This window comes from Pseudomonas khavaziana (genome assembly GCF_036704165.1).
In the GTDB taxonomy this organism is placed as follows: Bacteria; Pseudomonadota; Gammaproteobacteria; order Pseudomonadales; family Pseudomonadaceae; genus Aquipseudomonas; species Aquipseudomonas khavaziana.
Genome location: NZ_CP129946.1, coordinates 1,684,354 through 1,707,242 on the forward strand (window position 1 = coordinate 1,684,354; position 22,889 = coordinate 1,707,242).

The window sequence follows — 22,889 nt, forward strand, 5'->3', positions numbered from 1 at the left end:
TGTTTTCATGTATCAAGACAGGATCACTATGCCGGCTTCATTCGTTCACCTGCGCCTGCACACTGAATACTCCCTGGTCGACGGCCTGGTACGGATCAAGCCACTGGTCAAAACCCTGGTGGGCATGAACATGCCTGCGGTGGCGGTTACCGATCAGAACAACATGTGCTCTCTGGTCAAGTTCTACAAAAATGCCATGGGCGCCGGCATCAAGCCGATCTGCGGTGTTGACCTGTGGCTGTCCAACAAAGACCCGGATAACCCCCTTAGCCGCATCAGTCTGCTGGCGATGAATGGGGTGGGGTATCGCAACCTCACCGAACTGATTTCCCGTGGTTTTATCGACGGCCAGCGCAACGGCTCGATCATCATCGAGCGCGAGTGGGTCGCCGAAGCCAGCGAAGGCGTGATCATGCTCTCGGCGGCCAAGGAGGGTGAAATTGGTATCGCGCTGCTGGGCGGTAATCCCCAGGAAGCCGAAGTGCTGGCCCGCGAATGGATGCAGGTTTTTCCGGACCGCTTCTATTTGGAAGTCCAACGTACCAACCGCCCCAATGATGAAGAGCACCTGCACGCCGCTGTGGCCCTGGCCGACAGGCTGGGCGCGCCACTGGTGGCGACCAACGATGTGCGCTTTATCAAGAAAGAAGATTTCGAAGCCCACGAAACCCGCGTGTGCATCGGCGAAGGCCGGGCTCTGGATGACCCGCGCCGTTCGAAAAACTACAGCGAAGAGCAGTACCTCAAAAGCGCCGAAGAAATGGCGGAGTTGTTCAGCGATTTGCCCGAGGCCCTGGAAAACTCCGTCGAGATCGCCAAGCGCTGCAACATTGAAGTGAAGCTGGGCAAGCACTTCCTGCCCAACTTCCCGATTCCCGATGGCATGACCATCGATGAATACTTTCGCAAGGTGTCGTTCGATGGCCTGGAAGAGCGCCTCAGCGTCCTGCTGCCCAAGGACACCACCGAAGACTACGAAGCCAAGCGCCAGGTCTATGTTGACCGGTTGAATTTCGAGCTGGATATCATCATCCAGATGGGGTTCCCCGGTTACTTCCTGATCGTGATGGACTTTATCCAGTGGGCCAAGAACAACGGCGTGCCGGTCGGTCCGGGCCGGGGGTCAGGTGCTGGCTCGCTGGTGGCCTATGTGCAGAAGATTACCGACCTCGATCCGTTGGAATATGACCTGCTGTTCGAACGGTTCCTGAACCCGGAACGGGTATCCATGCCCGACTTCGACGTCGACTTCTGCATGGACGGCCGTGACCGGGTCATCGAGTACGTAGCCGAGAAATACGGCCGCAACGCGGTAAGCCAGATCATCACCTTCGGTTCCATGGCCGCCAAGGCGGTAATCCGTGACGTGGCGCGGGTGCAGGGCAAGTCCTACGGTTTGGCGGATCGCCTGTCGAAGATGATCCCGTTCGAAGTCGGCATGACCCTGGAAAAAGCCTACGAGCAGGAAGAGATCCTGCGCGACTTCATCAAGGTCGATGAAGAGGCCGCAGAAATCTGGGACATGGCGCGCAAGCTTGAAGGCGTGGTGCGTAACGTCGGTAAGCACGCCGGTGGCGTGGTGATCGCGCCGACCAAGCTGACCGACTTTTCGCCGATCTATTGCGATGAAGAAGGCGACGGCCTGGTTACCCAGTTCGACAAAGATGACGTGGAGGCGGCCGGCCTGGTGAAGTTTGACTTCCTCGGCCTGCGCACCCTGACCATCATCGACTGGGCGCTCAAGACCATCAATCGCGACCGTGCCAAGGTTGGCGAAGAACCGCTGGATATCGCGTTTATCCCGCTGGATGACAAACCGACCTACAGCCTGTTGCAAAAAGCCGAAACCACGGCGGTGTTCCAGCTTGAATCCCGGGGCATGAAGGAGCTGATCAAAAAGCTCAAGCCCGACTGCCTGGAAGACTTGATCGCATTGGTGGCCCTGTTCCGTCCGGGCCCGCTGCAATCGGGCATGGTGGATGACTTCATCAACCGTAAGCACGGCCGCGCCGAACTGGCGTACCCGCACTCCGACTACCAGTACGAGGGCCTCAAGCCCGTATTGGCGCCGACCTACGGCATCATCCTGTACCAGGAACAGGTGATGCAGATCGCCCAGGTGATGGCGGGCTACACCCTTGGTGGTGCGGACATGCTGCGTCGCGCCATGGGTAAGAAAAAGCCCGAGGAAATGGCCAAGCAGCGTGGCGGTTTCATTGAGGGCTGCGCAACTAACAATATCGACGCCGACCTGGCGGGTAACATCTTCGATCTGGTGGAGAAGTTCGCCGGTTATGGTTTCAACAAATCCCACTCCGCCGCCTACGGCCTGGTGTCGTACCAGACTGCCTGGCTGAAAGCCCACTACCCGGCGCCGTTCATGGCGGCGGTACTCTCGGCGGATATGCACAACACCGACAAGGTCGTGACCTTGATCGAGGAAGTGCGCACCATGAAGCTGCGCCTCGACGCGCCGGACGTGAACGCCTCGGAGTTCAAGTTCACGGTGAATGACGAAGGCCGCATCATCTATGGCCTCGGCGCGATCAAGGGCGTGGGCGAAGGCCCGGTGGAAGCCATCACCGAGGCGCGCCAGGATGGGCCGTTCAAGGACCTGTTCGATTTTTGTGCACGGGTTGACCTCAAACGCATCAACAAACGTACCCTCGATGGCTTGATCCGCAGCGGTGCACTCGACCGGCTCGGCCCGTATTTCCATGATGAGCCGAAGGCTTACCAGGCCAATATCGACCGCAATCGGGCGGTGCTGCTGACTGCCATGGAAGAGGCGATCAAGGCCGCCGAACAGACCGCCCGTACCCATGACAGCGGTCACGCTGACTTGTTTGGCGGGTTGTTCGTTGAAGAAGATGCGGATGTTTACGCCAACCATCGCAAGGCCAAGGAGCTGACTCTCAAGGAACGCCTGAAAGGTGAGAAAGACACCTTGGGCCTGTACCTCACCGGTCACCCGATTGACGAGTACGAGGGCGAGATCCGGCGTTTCGCCCGCCAGCGCATCATCGACCTGAAACCGGCGCGCGATACCCAGACCGTCGCCGGCATGATCATCGCCCTGCGGGTGATGAAAAATAAGAAGGGCGATAAGATGGGCTTTATCACCCTGGACGACCGTTCGGGCCGTATCGAGGCGTCGCTGTTTGCCGACGCCTTCCACTCCGCCCAGTCACTGCTGCAGACCGACGCCATGGTGGTGGTGGAAGGGGAGGTCAGCAACGACGACTTCTCCGGCGGCCTGCGCCTGCGCATCAAGCGGGTGATGAGCATGGAAGATGCCCGTACCAACCTCGCCGAGAGCCTGCGCTTGAAGGTCAAGACCGAAGCACTCAAAGGCGATCAGCTACGCTGGTTGGGTGACCTGCTCAAACGTCACCGCGGCGCGTGCCCGGTGACCATGGAGTACACCGGCAGCGACGCCAAGGCCATGTTGCAGTTTGGCGAGACGTGGCGAATTGATCCCGCCGATGGCTTGATTCAAGCTTTGCGTGACCAGTTCGGGCGAGACAACGTCTTCCTCCAATACCGTTGACGGTCAGCGCCCCTGACCTCGGCTGAACATTTAATCTCGACCTAAACGCGCCTCTCCCTTAAGGTAGGGCGCGAATAGACAACCGGCTGGCCAGGCACCCCTTGGCCGTCGACCCAAGACGGACGCTTATGAACCCGAATTTTCTTGATTTCGAACAGCCGATCGCTGACCTGCAAGCCAAGATCGAAGAGCTGCGCCTGGTCGGCAATGACAATTCGCTGAATATCGGCGATGAGATCGCTCGCCTGCAAGACAAGAGCAGCACGCTCACCGAAGACATTTTCGGCAAGCTGACCAGCTGGCAGATCGCGCGCCTGGCTCGCCACCCGCGCCGTCCGTATACCCTGGACTACATCGAGCACATCTTCACCGAGTTCGACGAGTTGCACGGCGACCGCCACTTCTCCGACGACGCAGCCATCGTGGGCGGTATCGCTCGCCTGGACGACCAGCCAGTGATGGTGATCGGTCACCAAAAAGGCCGTGAAGTGCGCGAGAAGGTGCGCCGCAACTTCGGCATGCCGCGCCCGGAAGGCTACCGCAAGGCGTGCCGCCTGATGGAAATGGCCGAGCGCTTCAAGATGCCGATCCTGACCTTCATCGACACCCCGGGTGCCTACCCGGGCATCGATGCCGAAGAGCGTAACCAGAGCGAAGCGATTGCCTGGAACCTGCGGGTCATGGCGCGCCTGAAAACCCCGATCATCGCCACCGTGATCGGTGAGGGTGGTTCCGGCGGTGCACTGGCCATCGGCGTCTGCGACCAGCTGAACATGCTGCAATACTCGACCTACGCGGTGATCTCACCGGAAGGTTGCGCCTCGATCCTGTGGAAAACCGCAGAGAAGGCGCCGGATGCTGCTGAAGCCATGGGCATCACCGCTGATCGCCTCAAGGGTCTCGGCATCGTGGACAAAGTCATCGCCGAGCCACTGGGCGGCGCTCACCGCGACCCGGCTGCGGCCGCCGCGACCATCCGTGCTGAATTGGGCTCGCAATTGGCGATGCTCAAGAAGCTGGATAACGAAGCGCTGCTGGCCCGTCGTTACGAGCGCTTGATGAGCTACGGTCTCTAAAGTCGACGCCGTAACTCAATGTGGGAGGGGGCTTGCTCCCGATAGCAGTGGATCAGTCACCCGATGCAGTGACTGACACTCAGCAATCGGGAGCAAGCCCCCTCCCACATTTGCTTTGTGTATGCTCAGCCTACGTATTCCAGATTTGTGGCGGTGACATCTGATGAAACCGGCTCTACCCGCCAGACTCCTGAAAACCCTTGCCCCCTGGCGCAATGCCCCGGTCTGGCACATCGCGTTCTCCGGTGGCCTTGATTCCACCGTCCTGCTGCACCTTCTGGCCTCCCTGGCAAACACCGAAGGCCTGCCGCCCCTCAGCGCTGTGCATGTCCATCATGGCCTGCAAGCGGCCGCTGACGCCTGGCCCGGTCATTGCCAAGCGTTATGTGACAGCCTGGGCATACCTTTGCAGGTTTTGCGTGTACAGGTGCAACCCGGTGCCAGCCTGGAGCGTGCCGCACGTAACGCGCGTTACCAGGCGTTTGCCGAGGTGATCGGGGCAGGGGAGGTGCTGCTCGCCGCCCAGCATCGCGACGATCAGGCCGAAACCCTGCTGTTGCGCCTGTTGCGCGGCGCCGGAGTGCGTGGGTTGGCGGCAATGCCCGAGTGTCGCCGGTTGGCGACGGGGCACTTGGTGCGACCACTGCTGGTAGTCTCCCGGGAAGCGCTGGAGGCCTACGCCCACGAACACCAATTGAAGTGGATTGAAGACCCTTCGAACGCCGATCCACGGTTTTCGCGCAATTATTTGCGCCATCAGGTCTTTCCAGCGCTGACGCAGCGCTGGCCACAGGCAGTCTCGAGCCTGGCACGCACTGCCGAGCACCTGAGTGAAGCCCAGGGCCTGCTCGATGAGCTGGCGCACATGGATCTGACCGCCGCTGATCAGCCTTCAGCGTTTCCGTGGTTGCCTTTGTCCTCCCTGGCCCTTGCTCCGTTGCGCAACCTTTCCGATGCGCGCCAGCGCAATGCCTTGCGTCATTGGTTGAATCCGCTGACTCGACTGCCCGACAGTGACCACTGGGCCAGTTGGTACGCCCTGCGCGATGCCAAGGTGGACGCACAGCCATTATGGCGCCTGGCAGACGGTCAGCTTCATCGTTGCGGCGAACGCATTTGGTGGTTGCCTTCCATTTGGTCGGAATTTTCCGACGCATCGGTGAGCTGGCCCGATCCGCGAAATCCACTAGAGTTACCTGGGAACGGCCAATTGATGTTTGCCGGCAAGGCTCCCGAGGGACCCTTGTCGATTCGTTATCGCCAGGGTGGCGAAATCGTCGAAGTGCCAGGTCGAGGCCGGCGTGATCTCAAGCGCCTGCTGAATGAAAGTGGTCTGCCGGGCTTCGTGCGTGGCAGATTGCCGCTGGTCTATCGGGGCGAGCAATTGCTGGCAGTCCCAACCGTCGCGGGGACTTGGACCCGCTCGATGGATGGGGGCCAATTACATTGGTTGCCACAGACCTGCGATCAAGGTTTGAGCTGATAGAGCCTTTCCGGTAGACTACGCTCCCTTCTTGATACAACTTCTGTGGATTCGACTGAATCGCAGCAGTTGCCGATTACCAAGCAGTCTTTGCTGGGCGATTCCAAAAAATGTGTAGCGATCAACGTACCGGTGTTCCATTGCTGGTCTGTCACAACGCGGCGGTTTTTTTGAAAGGTGCACTGTGATTAATGCAGGTGATCGGGGGCTTCGGCCTTCCTTCGCTTTCCCCGGCGGCTCGGACCGCTTTAACGCAGACTTCTAGGGTTTTTCATGACGCGCTACATATTCGTCACGGGCGGTGTTGTTTCTTCATTGGGGAAAGGCATTGCCTCCGCTTCATTGGCGGCCATCCTGGAGGCGCGGGGGCTTAAAGTCACCATGCTCAAGCTGGACCCGTACATCAACGTCGACCCGGGCACCATGAGCCCGTTCCAGCACGGTGAAGTGTTCGTCACTCACGACGGCGCCGAGACCGACCTGGACCTGGGCCACTACGAGCGGTTCATCCGCACGACCATGACCCAGAACAACAACTTCACCACCGGCCGTGTCTACGAGCACGTGCTGCGCAAAGAGCGCCGTGGTGACTACCTGGGTGCAACCATCCAGGTGATCCCGCATATCACCGACGAAATCAAGCGCCGCATCATCAAGGGTGCAGGCGATGCTGACGTGGCGATGGTCGAGATCGGTGGCACCGTGGGTGACATCGAATCCCAACCGTTCCTCGAAGCCATCCGTCAGCTGCGTTTCGAAGTCGGCGCCAAGCGCGCGATGCTCATGCACCTGACACTGGTGCCGTACATCGCCACTGCTGGCGAAACCAAAACCAAGCCTACCCAGCACTCGGTCAAGGAGCTGCGTTCCATCGGCCTGCAGCCGGACGTACTGGTTTGCCGTTCCGATCACCCGATCGACATTTCCTCGCGCCGCAAGATCGCGCAATTCACCAACGTTGAAGAACGTGCGGTGATTGCCCTGGAAGACGCCGACACCATCTACAAGATCCCGGGTATCCTGCATTCCCAGGGCCTGGATGATTTCGTGGTCGAGCGTTTCGGCCTGCAGTGCAATGGCGCGGACCTGTCCGAGTGGGAAGCCGTGGTCGACGCCAAGCTCAACCCCGAGCATGAAGTCACCATCGCCATGGTCGGCAAATACATGGAATTGCTGGATGCGTACAAGTCGCTGATCGAAGCGATGAGCCACGCCGGCATCAGCAACCGTACCAAGGTCAACCTGCGCTACATCGACTCCGAAGACATCGAGAACCAGGGCACTGCGCTGCTCGAAGGTGTCGACGCGATCCTCGTTCCCGGCGGTTTCGGCCTGCGCGGCGTGGAAGGCAAGATCACCGCGGTGCAATACGCTCGCGAGAACAAGGTGCCGTACTTGGGTATCTGCCTGGGCATGCAAGTGGCCGTTATCGAGTTCGCCCGTAACGTGCTGGGCTGGAAAGACGCCAACTCCACCGAGTTCGATCACAGCAGCGGCCACCCGGTCGTGGGTCTGATCACCGAGTGGGAAGACGCCACCGGCGCCGTTGAAACCCGTACCGAAACGTCCGACCTGGGCGGCACCATGCGTCTTGGCGCACAGGATTGCCTGCTGGAAGCCGGCTCGCTGGTACACGATTGCTACGGCAAAGACGTAATCGTCGAGCGTCACCGTCACCGCTATGAGGTGAACAACAACCTGCTGCCGCAGATCAAAGAGGCTGGCCTGAAGATTTCCGGTCGCTCCGGTGACGGCAAGCTGGTTGAAGTGGTCGAGGCGCCGGATCATCCGTGGTTCGTGGCCTGCCAGTTCCACCCTGAGTTCACCTCGACGCCGCGCGACGGTCACCCGTTGTTCAGCGGTTTCGTCAAAGCAGCACTGACGCAACATCAGAAGAAGGCGTAACCCTGATGGCCCAGAAGATCATTCGCGTAGGCGATATCGAGATTGCCAACGACAAGCCCATGGTGCTGTTCGGCGGCATGAACGTGCTGGAAAGCCGCGACATGGCGATGCAGGTCTGTGAAGAATACGTGCGGGTTACCCAGAAGCTGGGCATCCCATACGTGTTCAAGGCCAGTTTCGACAAGGCCAACCGTTCGTCCGTGACCTCCTATCGCGGCCCGGGCCTTGAAGAAGGCATGCGGATCTTCCAGGACATCAAGCAAGCCTTCGGCGTGCCGATCATCACCGACGTCCACGAGCCTGAGCAGGCTGCCGTGGTCGCCGAGGTGTGCGACATCATCCAGTTGCCGGCCTTCCTGTCGCGCCAGACCGACCTTGTGGTCGCCATGGCCAAGACCGGCGCTGTGATCAATATCAAGAAAGCCCAGTTCCTCGCGCCCCAGGAAATGAAACATATCCTGAGCAAGTGCGTGGAAGCGGGTAACGACCAGTTGATCCTGTGCGAGCGTGGTTCGAGCTTCGGCTACAACAACCTCGTGGTGGACATGCTCGGTTTCGGCATCATGAAGCAGTTCGAATACCCGGTATTCTTCGACGTGACCCACGCGCTGCAAATGCCCGGTGGTCGCTCGGACTCTGCCGGCGGGCGCCGTGCCCAGGTCACCGACCTGGCCAAGGCGGGCATGAGCCAGTCCCTGGCTGGCCTGTTCCTTGAAGCCCACCCGGACCCGGACAACGCCAAGTGCGACGGCCCATGCGCCCTGCGCCTGAACAAGCTGGAGCCATTCCTCGCCCAGCTCAAGCAGTTGGACGAGCTGGTCAAGAGTTTTCCGACGGTAGAGACCGCGTAACTGCCATTTCTCCGGTAGAATTTCCCACGCTTTACGCTCAGGCCTGCGGGCCTGGGCCTTGCCCTCTGCAAGCCTGCCCCGTTGTTCCACCCTTGCGGTCGGTCAAAGATTTCCTTCAGCTGCGTCGTTTTCGTCAACTTTGGAGTGTTTACAACAATGGCAAAAATCGTCGACATCAAAGGTCGTGAAGTTCTCGACTCCCGTGGCAACCCCACCGTCGAAGCCGACGTGCTTCTCGATAACGGCATCATCGGCAGCGCCTGCGCGCCGTCCGGTGCCTCCACCGGTTCGCGCGAAGCGCTGGAACTGCGTGATGGCGACAAGAGCCGTTACCTGGGCAAGGGTGTACTCAAGGCTGTAGCCAACATCAACGGTCCGATTCGCGACCTGTTGCTGGGCAAGGACCCGCTGGACCAGAAAGCCCTGGACCACGCTATGATCAAGCTCGACGGCACCGAAAACAAAGGCAGCCTGGGCGCCAACGCCATCCTCGCCGTGTCCCTGGCTGCCGCCAAGGCCGCAGCCCAGGACCAGGACCTGCCGTTGTACGCGCACATCGCCAACCTGAACGGTACCCCGGGCGTCTACTCGATGCCGGTGCCGATGATGAACATCATCAACGGTGGCGAGCACGCTGATAACAACGTCGACATCCAGGAATTCATGGTGCAGCCGGTGGGTGCCAAGTCCTTCTCCGAAGGCCTGCGCATGGGCACCGAGATTTTTCATCACCTCAAGGCTGTACTGAAGGCCCGTGGCCTGAGCACCGCCGTGGGCGACGAAGGTGGTTTTGCACCGAACCTGGCCTCTAACGAAGACGCCCTGAAAGTCATTTCCGAAGCGGTGGCCAACGCTGGCTACAAGCTGGGCACCGACGTGACCCTGGCCCTGGACTGCGCTGCCAGCGAGTTCTTTGAGGATGGCAAGTACAACCTGTCCGGCGAAGGCCAGGTGTTCAACTCCGAAGGTTTCGCTGAATACCTCAAGGGTCTGACCCAGCGCTACCCGATCATCTCGATCGAGGACGGCCTGGACGAGTCCGATTGGGATGGCTGGAAAATCCTCACCGACAAGATCGGCGAGAAAATCCAGCTGGTGGGCGACGACCTGTTCGTGACCAACACCAAGATCCTGAAAGAGGGCATCGACAAGAAGATCGCCAACTCGATCCTGATCAAGTTCAACCAGATCGGCACCTTGACCGAAACCCTGGAAGCCATCCAGATGGCCAAGGCCGCCGGTTACACCGCGGTGATCTCCCACCGCTCCGGCGAAACCGAAGATTCGACCATTGCCGACCTGGCCGTTGGCACTTCGGCGGGCCAGATCAAGACCGGCTCCCTGTGCCGTTCCGATCGCGTTTCCAAGTACAACCAATTGCTGCGCATCGAAGAGCAATTGGCAGGTAAAGCCAAGTACAACGGTCGCGGCGAGTTTCGCGGCTAAGCAGTAAATGGTAAAAAGTCGGCGGATTGCGTCAGAAATTTCACGAAAGTGTGAATTTCGGCGCTAATCTGCTGACTGACAAGCGCAAGCCTGGTTTTTCCAGGCTTTGTGCTATCAGTTGCTGCAAAAGGTTTGCATGACTGTTTTTTTTCACTGGATATCCGGATTTCGATGCGCAGTCCCAATTGGTTGTTCCTCGTCTTGCTCTTGTTGCTGGCTGGCCTGCAGTACCGCCTATGGGTCGGTAATGGCAGCTTTGCGCAGGTGGAAGAGCTGACCCAGCAAATTGCCGACCAGCGTGCCGAAAACGAACGCCTGCTGGAGCGCAACCGCGTCCTTGACGCCGAAGTGCTTGAGCTGAAGAAAGGTACGGAGACCGTTGAAGAGCGGGCTCGCCATGAGTTGGGCATGGTCAAGGAGGGCGAGACCCTCTACCAGTTGGCCCAATGAACCGTGATCTCCCGGCCTTCTGGGCCGTGATTCCTGCCGCGGGCGTTGGTGCCCGTATGGCTGCGGACCGTCCCAAGCAATACCTGCAACTGGGCGGGCGCACTATTCTCGAACACAGCCTCGGCTGTTTCCTCGACCATCCATCGCTCAAGGGCCTGGTAGTCAGCCTTGCTGTGGATGATCCCTATTGGCCGACCCTGGCGTTTGCCACTGACCCGCGTATCCAACGTGCGGACGGCGGCTCCGAACGCTCAGGCTCGGTGCTTAATGCACTGCTGCAGCTCAATGCCCTGGGCGCCAGCGATGATGATTGGGTACTGGTGCATGACGCGGCGCGGCCTAACTTGAGTCGTGATGACCTCGACAAACTCCTGGCTGAACTGGCGGACGACCCGGTCGGCGGTCTGCTGGCGGTGCCGGCTCGCGACACGCTCAAGCGCGTCGACAAGCATGGCCGCGTGGTCGAAACCATCGACCGCAGCCTGATCTGGCAGGCTTATACGCCGCAGATGTTCCGCCTGGGGGCCTTGCACCGCGCCTTGGCCGACAGCCTGGTAGCAGACGCCGTGATCACCGACGAAGCATCAGCCATGGAATGGTCCGGCCAGGCGCCGCGGCTGGTCGAAGGGCGTGCGGACAACATCAAGGTCACCCGCCCCGAAGACCTAGAATGGCTGCGTCAGCGCCGGGCTTATCAGGCCTCCTGACCCTCAGCCGTAGACTTGCTTCAACCCGGGCAGGGTTTTCAGCTCGCTCACCAATGCCTCAATGCTGTCGAATGGCTTCTCATCAATAGGCCAGCCGGCAACGTTGATGAAGTACCGACCCTCCTGGTTGTTGATCCTGAAACTGCGCAGGTCCCCGCGTCGGGACCGATAGTCAATGTGGGTGGCCTCGGTGAGCATGAATTGGCCCGGCCGTGTCAGCAGTGTCTGGGCCGACTTCACCACTCGACTATGGGAAGGGCCGGGCTGTGGTTCCATTGAGTGCTGCAACACGGCAGGATCGACGCGCAAGACCAGGTTGGCTTTGACCGTGGCTTCCCCTTTGTTGAGGCCCAGGCTGGCAGTGCGCCCCGGATCGACTTCGATGCCCAAGGGGTGGGTGCCCACTCTATCTTCTATCCGCAAGCCGATGCTGCCGGTGAGTTCGGCCACCCCGGGGATGTCCTTGAAGGTATTGGTATGGGTATCGCCCACCAACGCCACCCATTTACCTGGTTGGCGCTTGGAGGTCTGGACCCACTGGATCACCTCGGTGGCGTAATAATTCATCATTCGCTGGCGCAGGGTTCCTGCGCTGTCGCGCATATCGCGAAGTACGTAGCTCACGGTACAGTCGATCGGCTGGATCTTGATCCCGGCGTCGCGGGCTTTGGTCACGACATTTCTGAATGAGTAATAGTGGTTTCGGGGCAGTGGGTAGATCCCGTTTAGAAAGTTCGTCAGCGCCTCGGCCATGGGGGCGCTCTTGGACCGGTAAAATGCCTTCAACATTGGAATATGCACATCTGTCAGCAGATGTTCGAAGTAAATGCGTTTGACACCTAGGCTGGCGAGTAGCTGCATGTTGTCAATCAGAAAGGCTTTGCTCGATTCGGCGCTATGGCTTTCGCCGACCACGAGGCCGTCACTGGCACGTAGCAGTTTCTCGATAATACTTTGCTGTGATTCGTTCAAGCTCAAGCGGGGTAGTACCGGCTGCAGGGGCGAATAGGGCAGGTGGTTAAAGAAGATCGCTGAATCCTGGTTTAATTGGTTTCTTTTCTCAAAGAACAGTTGGCGGGCGTTGGTGATCGATTGTGCATCCATGCCGAAGGGTTCGAAGTCTTCCGAAAATGAACTGGTGTCGGTGAGCATCTGCACGAGCGTCTCGCGCACTGGCGCTGGCATCTGGTAGGTGCTGAACAAGCTTGACTGTTCAGTGCCGCCGAACAGCTTGTAAACCCGTTGCCAGGCATTGCGAAATGCCCCACCTCCGGCCAGGCCGGCACGCCGCCATTGCCGGTCGGAGCTCTGAATGGCGTAGAGACCCGTGGATTGAAGCGTCTCGGGAGCTTCTGGGTTGTTCACGAAGAGTTCAAAAAAGCCCCAGGCATTCGGGGTTTTGTAGGTCAGGAAGGTCTCCCCCTGAATCTTGACGGTCTGCAAACCGCTGGGGGCTGTTGCAGCGACCAAGGGGCGAGTCTCGGTTTGGATCGATGCGGGGGGCTCAGTGATGACCCTGGCACTGATCTGACCCTCCTCTGCACGTGTGGCCGGACCAAGCACAGGGCGCAAGGCCTCAAGACTGTTCGCGCCTTTGCTGATGCCGTGGATAACCACCGGGAGTGCGTTCAAGGCGCCGAACACAATGCGCTCAACGGCGTGGGGTTTGTCTTTGAGCACGTCATCGACGCCGATAGCCATTCCAGTCAAGCCCGACGTCACGAAGCAAAACTCCGCCAGCAACGCCATCCCCATGGTCAGCGCCACGGGTATCGCCAGCAGGCAGGCTTTATCCAAGGCGTCGAGGGTATCGGCCTTGAACGTGTCCAGGGGCGAAACAATGGTTTTGGCTGCCAGCTTTGCAATGCGAGCGCGGATTTGCCGCGCGATATAGGCAAATGGATTGCTTCTGAGTGCCGGATACATCGGATTGTTGATGTATTGCTCGGGGTCCCAGTAACCGTTGTGCAACAAACTATTGAAAAAACCGGGAGGGCTGGAAGATTCCGGGTACATCGCCATGCCGATCAATGCTTCCTCGACACCACTGTAAAGCAGTCCGGAGTCAATCGAGTCGGGTTCAAAGTGGTTGGTCAGGGCTTTGCGCTGGGTCGGATCCCTGGCCAGTTTCACCAGCGCATTGCGCATGTCCGCCGGGGTGTTGAAACCATGGATGGGCGAGGAATTGCCCGGGATGTACAGCAGGGTGATCTGGCTCTGGTTGTCGGTAATCGTGAGGATGTCGGTGGCTTCGGATTGATGAATGCGCAGCATGCGCACGGACAGGTTTTCATCCGGTGAATAGGGCGCCTGGAAGTCTTCGAGGGTCAGGCTGCTGGCGTCCTTGTCGACGTCGATACCTGCCGCCCGGGCGGCCAGTTGCCGTTCTGCTTGGGTGAGGGTGAATTCCTCGTACTGATTGAGGTAAGCCTTGGTGAACGCGATGCGCATCAGGGCGGTGTAATTGTCTCGATGTTCGCCCCAGAACAGGGTGATGGCCTCATCATAGGTTTGTTCGAAGTTGCTTGATTCAATGACCTTTCTAAGAACAGCCGGCGCGATCTCTAATTGCGTGGTCGGGTCGTAGACCTGAGGTTCGCTTTGCCGGTAAAGCGCTTCATAGCGCCTGGGCGGGATCCAGCCGGACGTAATGAACTCTTCGTTGAACATCTGCGGAATGCGGTTATCCATCAGGCGCGGTAGTTCATCAACGATATTGAAGTATGGCGCGGTGGTGGAAAAGCCCGTGGTGTTGATCATGCCGCCGGGGGGGTGGGGCGCATTGCAGATCATGGCATCGGTCAGGCTCATGGATTGGATGATCTGAGCGTTGTAGGCCGCGTTGGGGTTGTCGATGTTGTATTCAAGGGTGGTCAGGAACGTGGTGTCCGGGTCCAATGGCTCCTGGCTGAACGGTTGCAGATGCTCGCAAAGCAATTGGGCGGCAATGGCGCTGGGCACCGGAAAGTCGGCCAGGACCTTACGGACAAAATGATTGATATGCTGGAGTTGTTCGGCGTTGGACGTCATGGGCTTGCCTGGTTTTGCAGTGGAAGCGGCTATTTACCGGTAGCCAGGCAATGCACGGGCGGTAATTGTTTATGCTCGATAGACCGGGTTGTCACCCAGGCCCTCCTTGAGAAAATCCACCAGCTTCCTGACCTTTGGCGACAGATGCCGTTGCTGCGGGTACATCGCCCACACGGCCGTATTCGGCGGCTGATGGGCCTCCAGCAACGACACCAGCGCACCACTGTGCAGATGCCCCAGCACGTAATAGTCCGGCAACTGGCACAAACCCACGCCCAATAGGGCAGCATCCAATACCGCCTGGCCACTGTTACAGCGCCAATTGCCCTGCACACGCTGGGAAAATTCCCGCCCGTCCTGGGCCAGTTGCCAGATATCCGAACTGCCAATCAAGCAATTATGTCGACTCAGTTCCGACAGACTATGTGGCCGACCATAGCGTTCGAGGTAGGAAGGCGAGGCACACAGGTACATGCGCCGCGGCGCCAGACGGCTGGCAACCATGCGCGAGTCTTGCAGGCGTCCCAGGCGGATGGCCAGGTCGATTCCTTCATGGACCAGGTCCAGCGGGCGATTGGTCAACTCGATATCCACGCGCAACTGCGGATAGAGCGCCATGAACCGCGTGACCAAGGGCACGATAAAGCGTTCGCCGTACGCCACGGCACAGGTCATGCGCAACATGCCCTTGGGTTCGCTGGTGAGGTCGCCGACCGCGCGCAAAGCTTCTTCGCGACCGTCCTGCAGGCGTTGGCAATGCTGCAGGAAGGTCTGGCCGGCTTCGGTCAACGTCACCCTGCGCGTACTGCGGTACAGCAAACGGGTTTGCAGGCGTTCTTCCAGGCGCGCCACCTGCCGGCTGATGTGGGAGGACGATACCCCCAACCGCTCCGCTGCTGCCGTGAACTGGCTGCATTCGGCCACCGCAACGAACTCATCGATGCCTTCCCAGCGGTTCTCCAGCATGGTCATTGTCCCTGTACAGCAATAATGTTTTGCTTTTGCCTGGATTATTAATCAGCGGGTGATGTTTTACACTCCCTCTCTCAGTTTTTAACCCGATGGAGAAACCCGGATGATCAAGTCCCGTGCCGCCGTAGCCTTCGAAGCCAAGAAGCCCCTTGAGATTGTTGAAGTGGATGTCGCCATGCCCAAGGCCGGCGAAGTGCTGTTGCGGGTGGTTGCGTCCGGCGTGTGCCATACCGATGCCTATACGTTGTCGGGCGCAGACCCGGAAGGCATTTTCCCGTCGATCCTCGGCCATGAAGGCGGTGCAGTGGTGGAAGCCATCGGCGAAGGCGTGACCTCCGTCGCAGTCGGCGATCATGTGATCCCGCTGTACACCCCGGAATGCGGCAAGTGCAAATTCTGCCTGTCGGGCAAGACCAACCTGTGCCAGGCCATTCGTTCTACCCAAGGTAAAGGCCTGATGCCGGATGGCACCACGCGTTTCTCCTACAAGGGCCAACCGATTTTCCACTACATGGGCACCTCGACCTTCTCCGAGTACACCGTGCTGCCGGAAATCTCCGTGGCCAAGATTCCTAAAGAAGCACCATTGGAAAAAGTCTGCCTGCTCGGTTGCGGCGTCACTACCGGCATCGGCGCGGTGCTCAACACCGCCAAGGTCAAGCCTGGCGATACCGTAGCTATCTTCGGCCTCGGCGGTATCGGCCTGTCGGCGGTGATTGGTGCGGTCAAGGCCAAGGCCGGGCGCATCATCGCCATCGATATCAACCCGGCCAAGTTCGAAATCGCCAAGCAACTGGGCGCTACCGATTGCATCAACCCGAAGGACTACGACCGCCCGATCCAGGACGTGATTGTCGACCTGACTGACGGCGGCGTGGACTTTTCCTTCGAGTGCATCGGTAATGTGCAACTGATGCGGGCCGCCCTCGAATGCTGCCACAAGGGCTGGGGCGAATCGGTGATCATCGGTGTGGCCGGTGCTGGCCAGGAGATCGCCACACGTCCGTTCCAACTGGTCACGGGGCGCGTCTGGCGCGGTTCGGCGTTCGGTGGCGTGCGTGGGCGTACGGAATTGCCAAGCTACGTGGAAATGGCCCAGACCGGAGAAATTCCGCTGGACACCTTTATCACCCACACCATGGGCCTGGAAGACATCAACAAAGCGTTTGACCTGATGCATGAAGGCAAGAGCATTCGTACCGTCATTCACTTCTGAGGTCGGCCATGAGTCTGGAAAACCTGTCATGCCAGAAGAGCTTCGGCGGCTGGCATAAACGCTACAAGCATCATTCCGATGTACTCGGTTGCGATATGACCTTCGCCGTCTACCTACCGCCGCAAGCGGAGCAGGGTGGCAAGCTGCCGGTGTTGTACTGGCTGTCCGGCTTGACCTGCACCGATGAAAACTTCATGCAGAAGGCCGGCGCCCAGCGCATGGCTGCCGAGCTGGGCCTGATCATCGTCGCGCCGGACACCAGCCCTCGTGGCCCGGGTGTGCCGGACGATCCGGATAACGCCTGGGACTTCGGCCTCGGTGCCGGTTTCTATCTGAATGCCACCCAGGAACCCTGGGCCAAGCATTATCGGATGCATGACTACGTGGTGCAGGAATTGCCGGCACTGGTGGAGACGCATTTCCCGGCGTCGGATAAACGTGGCATCAGCGGACATTCCATGGGCGGGCACGGTGCGCTGGTGTGCGCGCTGCGCAACCCCGGGCGTTACCAATCGGTATCGGCGTTTTCGCCGATCACTAATCCGATGGACTGCCCGTGGGGCCAGAAAGCCTTTTCCCGTTACCTCGGCGAAGAGCGTTCGAAGTGGCGTGAATGGGACGCCTGTGTGCTGATCAGCGAAGCCTCGCAAAAGCTGGCGCTGCTGGTGGACCAGGGCGATCGTGACGACTTCCTCGAGGTTCAGCTCAAGCCACAGGCCCTGGTGCAAGCGGCCAAGGCGGCCAACCATCCGCTGGAATTGCGCCTGCAACCCGGCTACGACCACAGCTACTTCTTTATCGCCAGCTTCATCGAAGACCATTTGCGACATCATGCTCGTGCTTTGCTCGGTTAATATCAGGCAAAAGTAGGTAGAATCACGCCCTGAATTAAATCGGGGCGTTTTTTTATGCGTATTGGCCACGGCTATGATGTGCACCGTTTCGCTGAGGGCGATTTCATCACCTTGGGCGGCGTGCGCATTGCACATCACCATGGGTTACTGGCCCATTCCGACGGCGACGTTGTCCTGCATGCCTTGAGTGATGCCTTGCTCGGCGCGGCGGCGTTGGGCGATATCGGCAAGCACTTTCCGGACACCGACCCCACCTTCAAGGGCGCGGACAGCCGAGTATTGCTGCGCCATGTGGTTGGCTTGATCCACGCCAAGGGCTGGAAGGTCGGCAATGTCGATAACACCATCGTGGCCCAGGCGCCGAAAATGGCCCCGCACATCGAGGCAATGCGCGCACTGATTGCCGCAGACCTGCAAATTGAATTGGATCAAGTCAACGTGAAAGCTACCACCACCGAAAAACTCGGGTTTACCGGTCGTGAAGAGGGCATCGCGGTGCACTCTGTCGCCTTGTTGCTGCGCGCATGAACGACTTGCAACTGCTGGGTCCTCGGGCCTATGGCGAGGCCCTGGGCAGCGCGGTGCTGAAGGCGACGGCTGAAGACTTCCAGGTGGATGAGGTGCTGGACATCCCGCTGGCAGGCGAGGGCGAACACCTGTGGCTGTGGGTAGAAAAGCGCGGCTTGAATACCGAGGAGGCTGCACGGCGTATCGCCAAGGCTGCCGGCGTGCCGTTGCGCACCGTCAGCTATGCCGGGCTCAAGGACCGCCAGGCCTTGACTCGCCAGTGGTTCAGCGTGCAGCTGCCCGGCAAGGCCGACCCGGACCTGAGCAGCGCGCAAAACGACACCCTCAAGATCCTCAAAACCGTCCGTCATAAACGCAAGTTGCAGCGTGGCGCGCATTCGGCCAATGGCTTTACCTTGCGCCTGACCCAGCTGGCCAGCGACACCGCCGCCATCGACGCACGTTTGCAGTTGATTGCCCAGCACGGCATACCCAATTATTTCGGTGCCCAGCGTTTCGGCCACAACGGCGGCAATGTGGTGGATGCCCGCGAATGGGCAGCGCGCAAGGCCTTGCCGGAGCAACGTAATGTACGCTCGCGGCTGCTGTCCACTGCCCGCAGCTACTTGTTCAACAAAGTGCTGGCAGCGCGTGTCGCCGACGGCTCCTGGCAGCGCGCCCAGGTGGGTGACCTGCTGGCGTTTACCGACAGTCGCAGTTTTTTCCCGGCCGGGGAGGCTGAATGCAGCGATCCGCGCCTGGCGATCCTGGACCTGCATCCAACCGGCCCACTATGGGGTGAGGGTGACTCGCCAGCGACAGGTCCTACACATGAATTGGAACAATCTGTCGCCGGCAGCGAAGCCGACCTACGTGATTGGCTGGTGAATGCGGGCATGAGCCAGGAACGTCGCATTCTACGACTGCCCATTGGCGGGTTGACGTGGCATTATCCCGGGCCTGACATTCTGCAATTGGAATTCGTCCTGCCGGCCGGATGCTTCGCCACTGTCTTGGTGCGCGAGCTTGTTGATCTGGTGCCGGTGGGGCAGACGGACAGCCCATGCGTATTCTGATATCAAACGATGACGGTGCTACCGCACCCGGTCTTGCCGCGCTCTATGCTGCGCTGCAAGATTATGCCGAGTGTGTGGTGGTTGCCCCCGACCAGGACAAAAGCGGCGCCAGCAGTTCGTTGACGCTCGATCGTCCACTGCACCCGCAGGTCCTGGCCAATGGCTTTATCAGCGTGAACGGTACTCCCACCGACTGCGTGCACCTGGCGATCAACAGTCTGCTGGAGCATCAGCCGGACCTCGTGGTCTCGGGTATCAACCTGGGCGCCAACCTGGGCGATGATGTGCTGTATTCCGGAACCGTGGCGGCGGCCCTCGAGGGGCGCTTTCTCGGGCGCACCGCGTTCGCTTTTTCCTTTGCCTCGCGGCAGTTGGATAACCTGCCGACGGCGGCCTATTTCGCGCGCAAGCTGGTGCAGGCCCATGGTTCCCTGGACCTGCCGCCGCGTACTGTACTCAACGTCAATATCCCCAACCTGCCCCTCGACCATATCCGCGGTATCCAGCTGACGCGCCTGGGCCATCGTGCCCGTGCGAAGGTGCCCTTGAAGGTGGTCGATCCGCGTGGCAAGGAAGGCTATTGGATCGCTGCGGCCGGGGATGCCGAGGATGGTGGCGAGGGCACGGACTTTCATGCGGTGATGCAAGGTTATGTATCCATTACTCCGTTGCAGTTTGATCGCACCTTCAGTGATGCCTTCAGTGGTCTCGATGGCTGGCTGGAGGGACTGCGTTGATGGCTCGTGAACAAGACGACCTGCTGCGTCGTGGCATCGGCATGACTTCCCAGCGCACTCGGGAACGATTGATCCAGCGTCTCTATGAAGAAGGCCTGTCCAACGCCCAGGTACTGGAAGTCATCCGGCGTACGCCGCGGCATCTGTTTGTCGATGAGGCCTTGGCGCACCGCGCCTATGAAGACACGGCGTTGCCCATCGGCCACAACCAGACCATTTCCCAGCCCTATATGGTTGCGCGCATGAGCGAGCTGCTGCTGGCGGCGGGGCCACTGGACAAGGTGTTGGAGATCGGTACCGGTTCCGGCTACCAGACGGCCGTGCTGTCGCAACTGGTGGAGCGGGTGTTCTCGGTGGAGCGCATCAAGGTGCTGCAGGACCGTGCCAAGGAGCGTCTGGTCGAGCTTAACCTGCGCAATGTGGTGTTCCGGTGGGGCGACGGTTGGGAAGGCTGGCCGGCGTTGGCGCCGTACAACGGTATCATCGTCACTGCAGTGGCCACCGATGTGCCGCAAGCCTTGTTGGATCAATTGGCACCTGGCGGGCGGCTGGTCATCCCGGTGGGCTCCGGCGAAGTGCAACAGTTGATGCTTATCATCCGTGAAGATGAAGGCTTTTCCCGGCATGTGCTGGGTGCCGTGCGCTTCGTGCCGTTGCTCAATGGTCCGCTGGCCTGATCATTTATTTGCAAACAGTGAATTCTGTTGGCGGGTATGTGTCTTACGGCGGGGTCTATTGAATCAACATGCCTGGCGATCGGTATTAAACATGATGAATTTTTCGTTTCAGTCATGTGCCAGTAAAAGGCCAATGCCCAGTTATACTTGCGTCATATTTCAAGCCTGATACAGGCGTTAATGTTCAGCCACCACAAAGGGAGCGGCGGGTGAGTCTCACAGGTCCTGCGCAGCGAATGAGTAAAACAAGCTTTCAGCGACTGGTGCTTGGCCTTGTCTTGAGTTCCTTATTGGCAGCCTGCTCGAGCACGCCATCCGGCGGTGCGCGTGTCGTTGACCGCACCAAGGCCGCGCCGCAAAGACCGACGGTGACCACCGGCCAATACGTGGTACGCAAAGGCGACACCCTGTTCTCTATTGCCTTCCGCTACGGCTGGGACTACAAGGCGCTGGCCGCCCGTAACAACATTCCTGTGCCCTACACCATACATCCTGGGCAAACCATCCGTTTCGATGGTCGCAGCGGTTCGGCGCCTACGGCAGTTGTGACAAAATCCGGTTCTTCGCCATCGTCTTCGAGCAAAACCACCGTCATCACCCGGCCGGCAGGCAGCGCTGCGCCTACGGTTGCGAGCAAGTCGCCACCCGCGCCATTGCCACCTGCCGGGCCTGCGCCGACGGGGTGGGGGTGGCCTTCAAACGGAGTGTTGATTGGAAAATTCTCTTCAAACGGTAGTTTGAATAAAGGCATTGATATCGCCGGGGATTTGGGACAGCCTGTTTTAGCTGCGTCTGATGGGACAGTGGTGTACGCCGGGAGTGGTTTACGGGGCTACGGCGAGCTGGTCATCATCAAACACAGCGATACCTACGTCAGTGCCTACGGTCATAACCGCAGGCTGTTGGTTCGGGAGGGGCAGCAGGTCAAGGTCGGACAGACAATTGCGGAGATGGGTTCAACGGGTACAGACCGGGTGAAACTGCACTTTGAGATTCGCCGCCAAGGGAAGCCTGTAGATCCGCTGCAATTCCTACCCCGTCGTTGATATGTTGCACAGCCTGTTCCTAGCGTAGAAGGAACAGGCTCCAGCGTTGCCAAGGATAAAGGCGTCGCTTGAGCTTGAGGTCGAACTCACCAAAGGACTATAACAATGGCTCTCAGTAAAGAAGCGCCGGAGTTTGACATCGACGATGAGGTTCTCCTTATGGAGGCCAGTATCGATATGGATTCGATGTCAGATAATGAAGGAGCGACACCACCTTCAGTTCGCACCAAATCCAAGAACTCCACCGCGTTGAAGCAACACAAATACATTGATTACACGCGGGCGCTCGACGCCACCCAGCTGTACCTCAATGAAATCGGTTTTTCCCCTCTGCTGACCCCCGAAGAAGAAGTCCATTTTGCGCGTCTGTCGCAAAAGGGCGATCCGGCTGGGCGTAAACGCATGATTGAAAGTAACCTGCGTCTGGTGGTGAAAATCGCCCGACGCTACGTCAATCGCGGGCTGTCGTTGCTGGACCTGATCGAGGAGGGCAACCTGGGCTTGATCCGGGCGGTGGAGAAGTTCGACCCTGAGCGGGGCTTCCGCTTTTCAACCTATGCCACCTGGTGGATTCGCCAGACCATCGAACGGGCGATCATGAATCAGACCCGCACGATCCGGTTGCCGATCCACGTGGTCAAGGAGCTCAACGTCTACCTGCGGGCGGCGCGTGAGCTGACGCAAAAACTCGATCATGAACCTTCGCCTGAAGAGATCGCCAACCTGCTGGAAAAACCGGTAGGGGAGGTCAAGCGCATGTTGGGCCTCAATGAGCGCGTTTCTTCGGTTGATGTCTCGCTGGGGCCGGACTCGGATAAAACCCTGCTGGATACACTGACAGATGATCGTCCGACGGATCCTTGTGAGCTGTTGCAGGACGATGATCTTTCCCAAAGTATTGACCAGTGGCTGTCGGAGCTTACCGACAAGCAGCGTGAGGTGGTGATTCGCCGCTTCGGCCTGCGCGGCCATGAGAGCAGCACCCTGGAAGATGTGGGCCTGGAGATTGGCCTCACCCGTGAGCGGGTGCGGCAGATCCAGGTAGAGGGCCTCAAGCGCTTGCGTGAGATCCTGGAGAAAAATGGTTTGTCGAGTGAGTCGTTGTTCCAGTAAGCGACGCCGCTTGAATGCTTGAATGTGGGAGGGGGCTTGCTCCCGATAGCAGTGCCACAGTCGCTAGATATATCGACTGACATAGCGCTATCGGGAGCAAGCCCCCTCCCACATTTTTTGTGCCTGGCAGTGGATGAGTACTAACGCCAAATCCCAGGCATAAAAAAACCCCGCTTTTAAGGGCGGGGTTTTT

General features: G+C 59.3%; 18 protein-coding genes. 16 read left to right on the top strand and 2 right to left on the bottom strand.

Annotation, left to right across the window (positions count from 1 at the left end; translation table 11 throughout):
- Positions 1-28: 28 nt before the first annotated feature.
- The 8 genes from dnaE to ispD all read left to right on the top strand — a co-directional run bounded on the left by dnaE (position 29) and on the right by ispD (position 11,468).
- Positions 29-3,550, top strand: a complete 3,522-nt coding sequence (gene dnaE, locus QYQ93_RS07380; protein WP_338476627.1) for a DNA polymerase III subunit alpha — start codon at positions 29-31, stop codon at positions 3,548-3,550.
- 128 nt (positions 3,551-3,678) lie between these two features.
- Positions 3,679-4,626 carry an acetyl-CoA carboxylase carboxyltransferase subunit alpha gene (locus QYQ93_RS07385; RefSeq protein ID WP_003189182.1) on the top strand — a complete coding sequence of 316 codons (948 nt, stop codon included), beginning with the start codon at positions 3,679-3,681 and terminating at the stop codon, positions 4,624-4,626.
- A 163-nt stretch (positions 4,627-4,789) separates the two neighbouring features.
- Positions 4,790-6,109, top strand: a complete 1,320-nt coding sequence (tilS, locus tag QYQ93_RS07390; protein WP_338476628.1) for a tRNA lysidine(34) synthetase TilS — start codon at positions 4,790-4,792, stop codon at positions 6,107-6,109.
- Between the two features lie 273 nt (positions 6,110-6,382).
- A complete protein-coding gene (locus tag QYQ93_RS07395; RefSeq protein ID WP_005785740.1) occupies positions 6,383-8,014 on the top strand; it encodes a CTP synthase in 1,632 nt (543 codons plus the stop codon).
- A gap of 5 nt (positions 8,015-8,019) precedes the next feature.
- A complete protein-coding gene (gene kdsA / locus QYQ93_RS07400; protein ID WP_043049629.1) occupies positions 8,020-8,865 on the top strand; it encodes a 3-deoxy-8-phosphooctulonate synthase in 846 nt (281 codons plus the stop codon).
- 156 nt (positions 8,866-9,021) lie between these two features.
- Positions 9,022-10,311, top strand: coding sequence for a phosphopyruvate hydratase (gene eno / locus QYQ93_RS07405; protein WP_032877366.1), 1,290 nt, complete (start codon positions 9,022-9,024; stop codon positions 10,309-10,311).
- A 171-nt stretch (positions 10,312-10,482) separates the two neighbouring features.
- Positions 10,483-10,761, top strand: a complete 279-nt coding sequence (gene ftsB / locus QYQ93_RS07410; RefSeq protein WP_003189195.1) for a cell division protein FtsB — start codon at positions 10,483-10,485, stop codon at positions 10,759-10,761.
- Positions 10,758-11,468: a 2-C-methyl-D-erythritol 4-phosphate cytidylyltransferase gene (ispD, locus tag QYQ93_RS07415; protein ID WP_338476629.1), complete on the top strand. Its 711-nt coding sequence runs from the start codon at positions 10,758-10,760 to the stop codon at positions 11,466-11,468. The genes ftsB and ispD overlap by 4 nt, the downstream gene beginning before the upstream one ends.
- A gap of 3 nt (positions 11,469-11,471) precedes the next feature.
- On the opposite strand, the gene QYQ93_RS07420 is transcribed toward ispD, so the two are convergent.
- Positions 11,472-14,279, bottom strand: coding sequence for a membrane-targeted effector domain-containing toxin (locus tag QYQ93_RS07420; RefSeq protein WP_338476630.1), 2,808 nt, complete (start codon positions 14,277-14,279; stop codon positions 11,472-11,474).
- A 288-nt stretch (positions 14,280-14,567) separates the two neighbouring features.
- Positions 14,568-15,464 carry a LysR substrate-binding domain-containing protein gene (locus QYQ93_RS07425; protein ID WP_217880369.1) on the bottom strand — a complete coding sequence of 299 codons (897 nt, stop codon included), beginning with the start codon at positions 15,462-15,464 and terminating at the stop codon, positions 14,568-14,570.
- Positions 15,465-15,573: 109 nt separating this feature from the next.
- Here QYQ93_RS07425 and QYQ93_RS07430 point away from each other — a divergent pair, with 109 nt between their 5' ends.
- From QYQ93_RS07430 to rpoS, 8 genes are all read left to right on the top strand, one after another.
- Positions 15,574-16,686, top strand: coding sequence for an S-(hydroxymethyl)glutathione dehydrogenase/class III alcohol dehydrogenase (locus tag QYQ93_RS07430; RefSeq protein WP_005785751.1), 1,113 nt, complete (start codon positions 15,574-15,576; stop codon positions 16,684-16,686).
- 8 nt (positions 16,687-16,694) lie between these two features.
- A complete protein-coding gene (fghA, locus tag QYQ93_RS07435) occupies positions 16,695-17,540 on the top strand; it encodes an S-formylglutathione hydrolase (protein ID WP_043049633.1) in 846 nt (281 codons plus the stop codon).
- A gap of 54 nt (positions 17,541-17,594) precedes the next feature.
- On the top strand, positions 17,595-18,068 hold the full coding sequence (ispF, locus tag QYQ93_RS07440; protein ID WP_032877363.1) for a 2-C-methyl-D-erythritol 2,4-cyclodiphosphate synthase: 474 nt from the start codon (positions 17,595-17,597) through the stop codon (positions 18,066-18,068).
- Positions 18,065-19,123 carry a tRNA pseudouridine(13) synthase TruD gene (truD, locus tag QYQ93_RS07445; RefSeq protein WP_338476631.1) on the top strand — a complete coding sequence of 353 codons (1,059 nt, stop codon included), beginning with the start codon at positions 18,065-18,067 and terminating at the stop codon, positions 19,121-19,123. The genes ispF and truD overlap by 4 nt, the downstream gene beginning before the upstream one ends.
- Positions 19,111-19,860: a 5'/3'-nucleotidase SurE gene (surE, locus tag QYQ93_RS07450; protein WP_338476632.1), complete on the top strand. Its 750-nt coding sequence runs from the start codon at positions 19,111-19,113 to the stop codon at positions 19,858-19,860. Before truD ends, surE begins: the two co-directional genes overlap by 13 nt.
- Before the next feature lie 41 nt (positions 19,861-19,901).
- A complete protein-coding gene (locus tag QYQ93_RS07455) occupies positions 19,902-20,537 on the top strand; it encodes a protein-L-isoaspartate(D-aspartate) O-methyltransferase (RefSeq protein WP_169850588.1) in 636 nt (211 codons plus the stop codon).
- Positions 20,538-20,746: 209 nt separating this feature from the next.
- The gene (locus QYQ93_RS07460; protein WP_043049637.1) at positions 20,747-21,583 is read left to right on the top strand and encodes a peptidoglycan DD-metalloendopeptidase family protein; all 837 of its coding nucleotides are present in this window, start codon (positions 20,747-20,749) and stop codon (positions 21,581-21,583) included.
- A gap of 105 nt (positions 21,584-21,688) precedes the next feature.
- Positions 21,689-22,696 (top strand): RNA polymerase sigma factor RpoS, encoded by a 1,008-nt coding sequence (gene rpoS, locus QYQ93_RS07465; RefSeq protein WP_043049638.1) that lies wholly within the window; start codon positions 21,689-21,691, stop codon positions 22,694-22,696.
- The last annotated feature ends 193 nt before the right edge of the window (positions 22,697-22,889 follow it).

Coding starts and splice junctions, on each gene's coding strand:
- rpoS (WP_043049638.1), top strand. CDS start 21,689: ATGGCTCTCAGTAAAGAAGCGCCGGAGTTTGACATCGACGATGAGGTT.
- dnaE (WP_338476627.1), top strand. CDS start 29: ATGCCGGCTTCATTCGTTCACCTGCGCCTGCACACTGAATACTCCCTG.
- ispD (WP_338476629.1), top strand. CDS start 10,758: ATGAACCGTGATCTCCCGGCCTTCTGGGCCGTGATTCCTGCCGCGGGC.
- ispF (WP_032877363.1), top strand. CDS start 17,595: ATGCGTATTGGCCACGGCTATGATGTGCACCGTTTCGCTGAGGGCGAT.
- QYQ93_RS07395 (WP_005785740.1), top strand. CDS start 6,383: ATGACGCGCTACATATTCGTCACGGGCGGTGTTGTTTCTTCATTGGGG.
- QYQ93_RS07455 (WP_169850588.1), top strand. CDS start 19,902: ATGACTTCCCAGCGCACTCGGGAACGATTGATCCAGCGTCTCTATGAA.
- QYQ93_RS07425 (WP_217880369.1), bottom strand. CDS start 15,464: ATGCTGGAGAACCGCTGGGAAGGCATCGATGAGTTCGTTGCGGTGGCC.
- ftsB (WP_003189195.1), top strand. CDS start 10,483: ATGCGCAGTCCCAATTGGTTGTTCCTCGTCTTGCTCTTGTTGCTGGCT.
- QYQ93_RS07430 (WP_005785751.1), top strand. CDS start 15,574: ATGATCAAGTCCCGTGCCGCCGTAGCCTTCGAAGCCAAGAAGCCCCTT.
- QYQ93_RS07420 (WP_338476630.1), bottom strand. CDS start 14,279: ATGAGCCTGACCGATGCCATGATCTGCAATGCGCCCCACCCCCCCGGC.
- truD (WP_338476631.1), top strand. CDS start 18,065: ATGAACGACTTGCAACTGCTGGGTCCTCGGGCCTATGGCGAGGCCCTG.
- tilS (WP_338476628.1), top strand. CDS start 4,790: ATGAAACCGGCTCTACCCGCCAGACTCCTGAAAACCCTTGCCCCCTGG.
- eno (WP_032877366.1), top strand. CDS start 9,022: ATGGCAAAAATCGTCGACATCAAAGGTCGTGAAGTTCTCGACTCCCGT.
- surE (WP_338476632.1), top strand. CDS start 19,111: ATGCGTATTCTGATATCAAACGATGACGGTGCTACCGCACCCGGTCTT.
- kdsA (WP_043049629.1), top strand. CDS start 8,020: ATGGCCCAGAAGATCATTCGCGTAGGCGATATCGAGATTGCCAACGAC.
- QYQ93_RS07385 (WP_003189182.1), top strand. CDS start 3,679: ATGAACCCGAATTTTCTTGATTTCGAACAGCCGATCGCTGACCTGCAA.
- fghA (WP_043049633.1), top strand. CDS start 16,695: ATGAGTCTGGAAAACCTGTCATGCCAGAAGAGCTTCGGCGGCTGGCAT.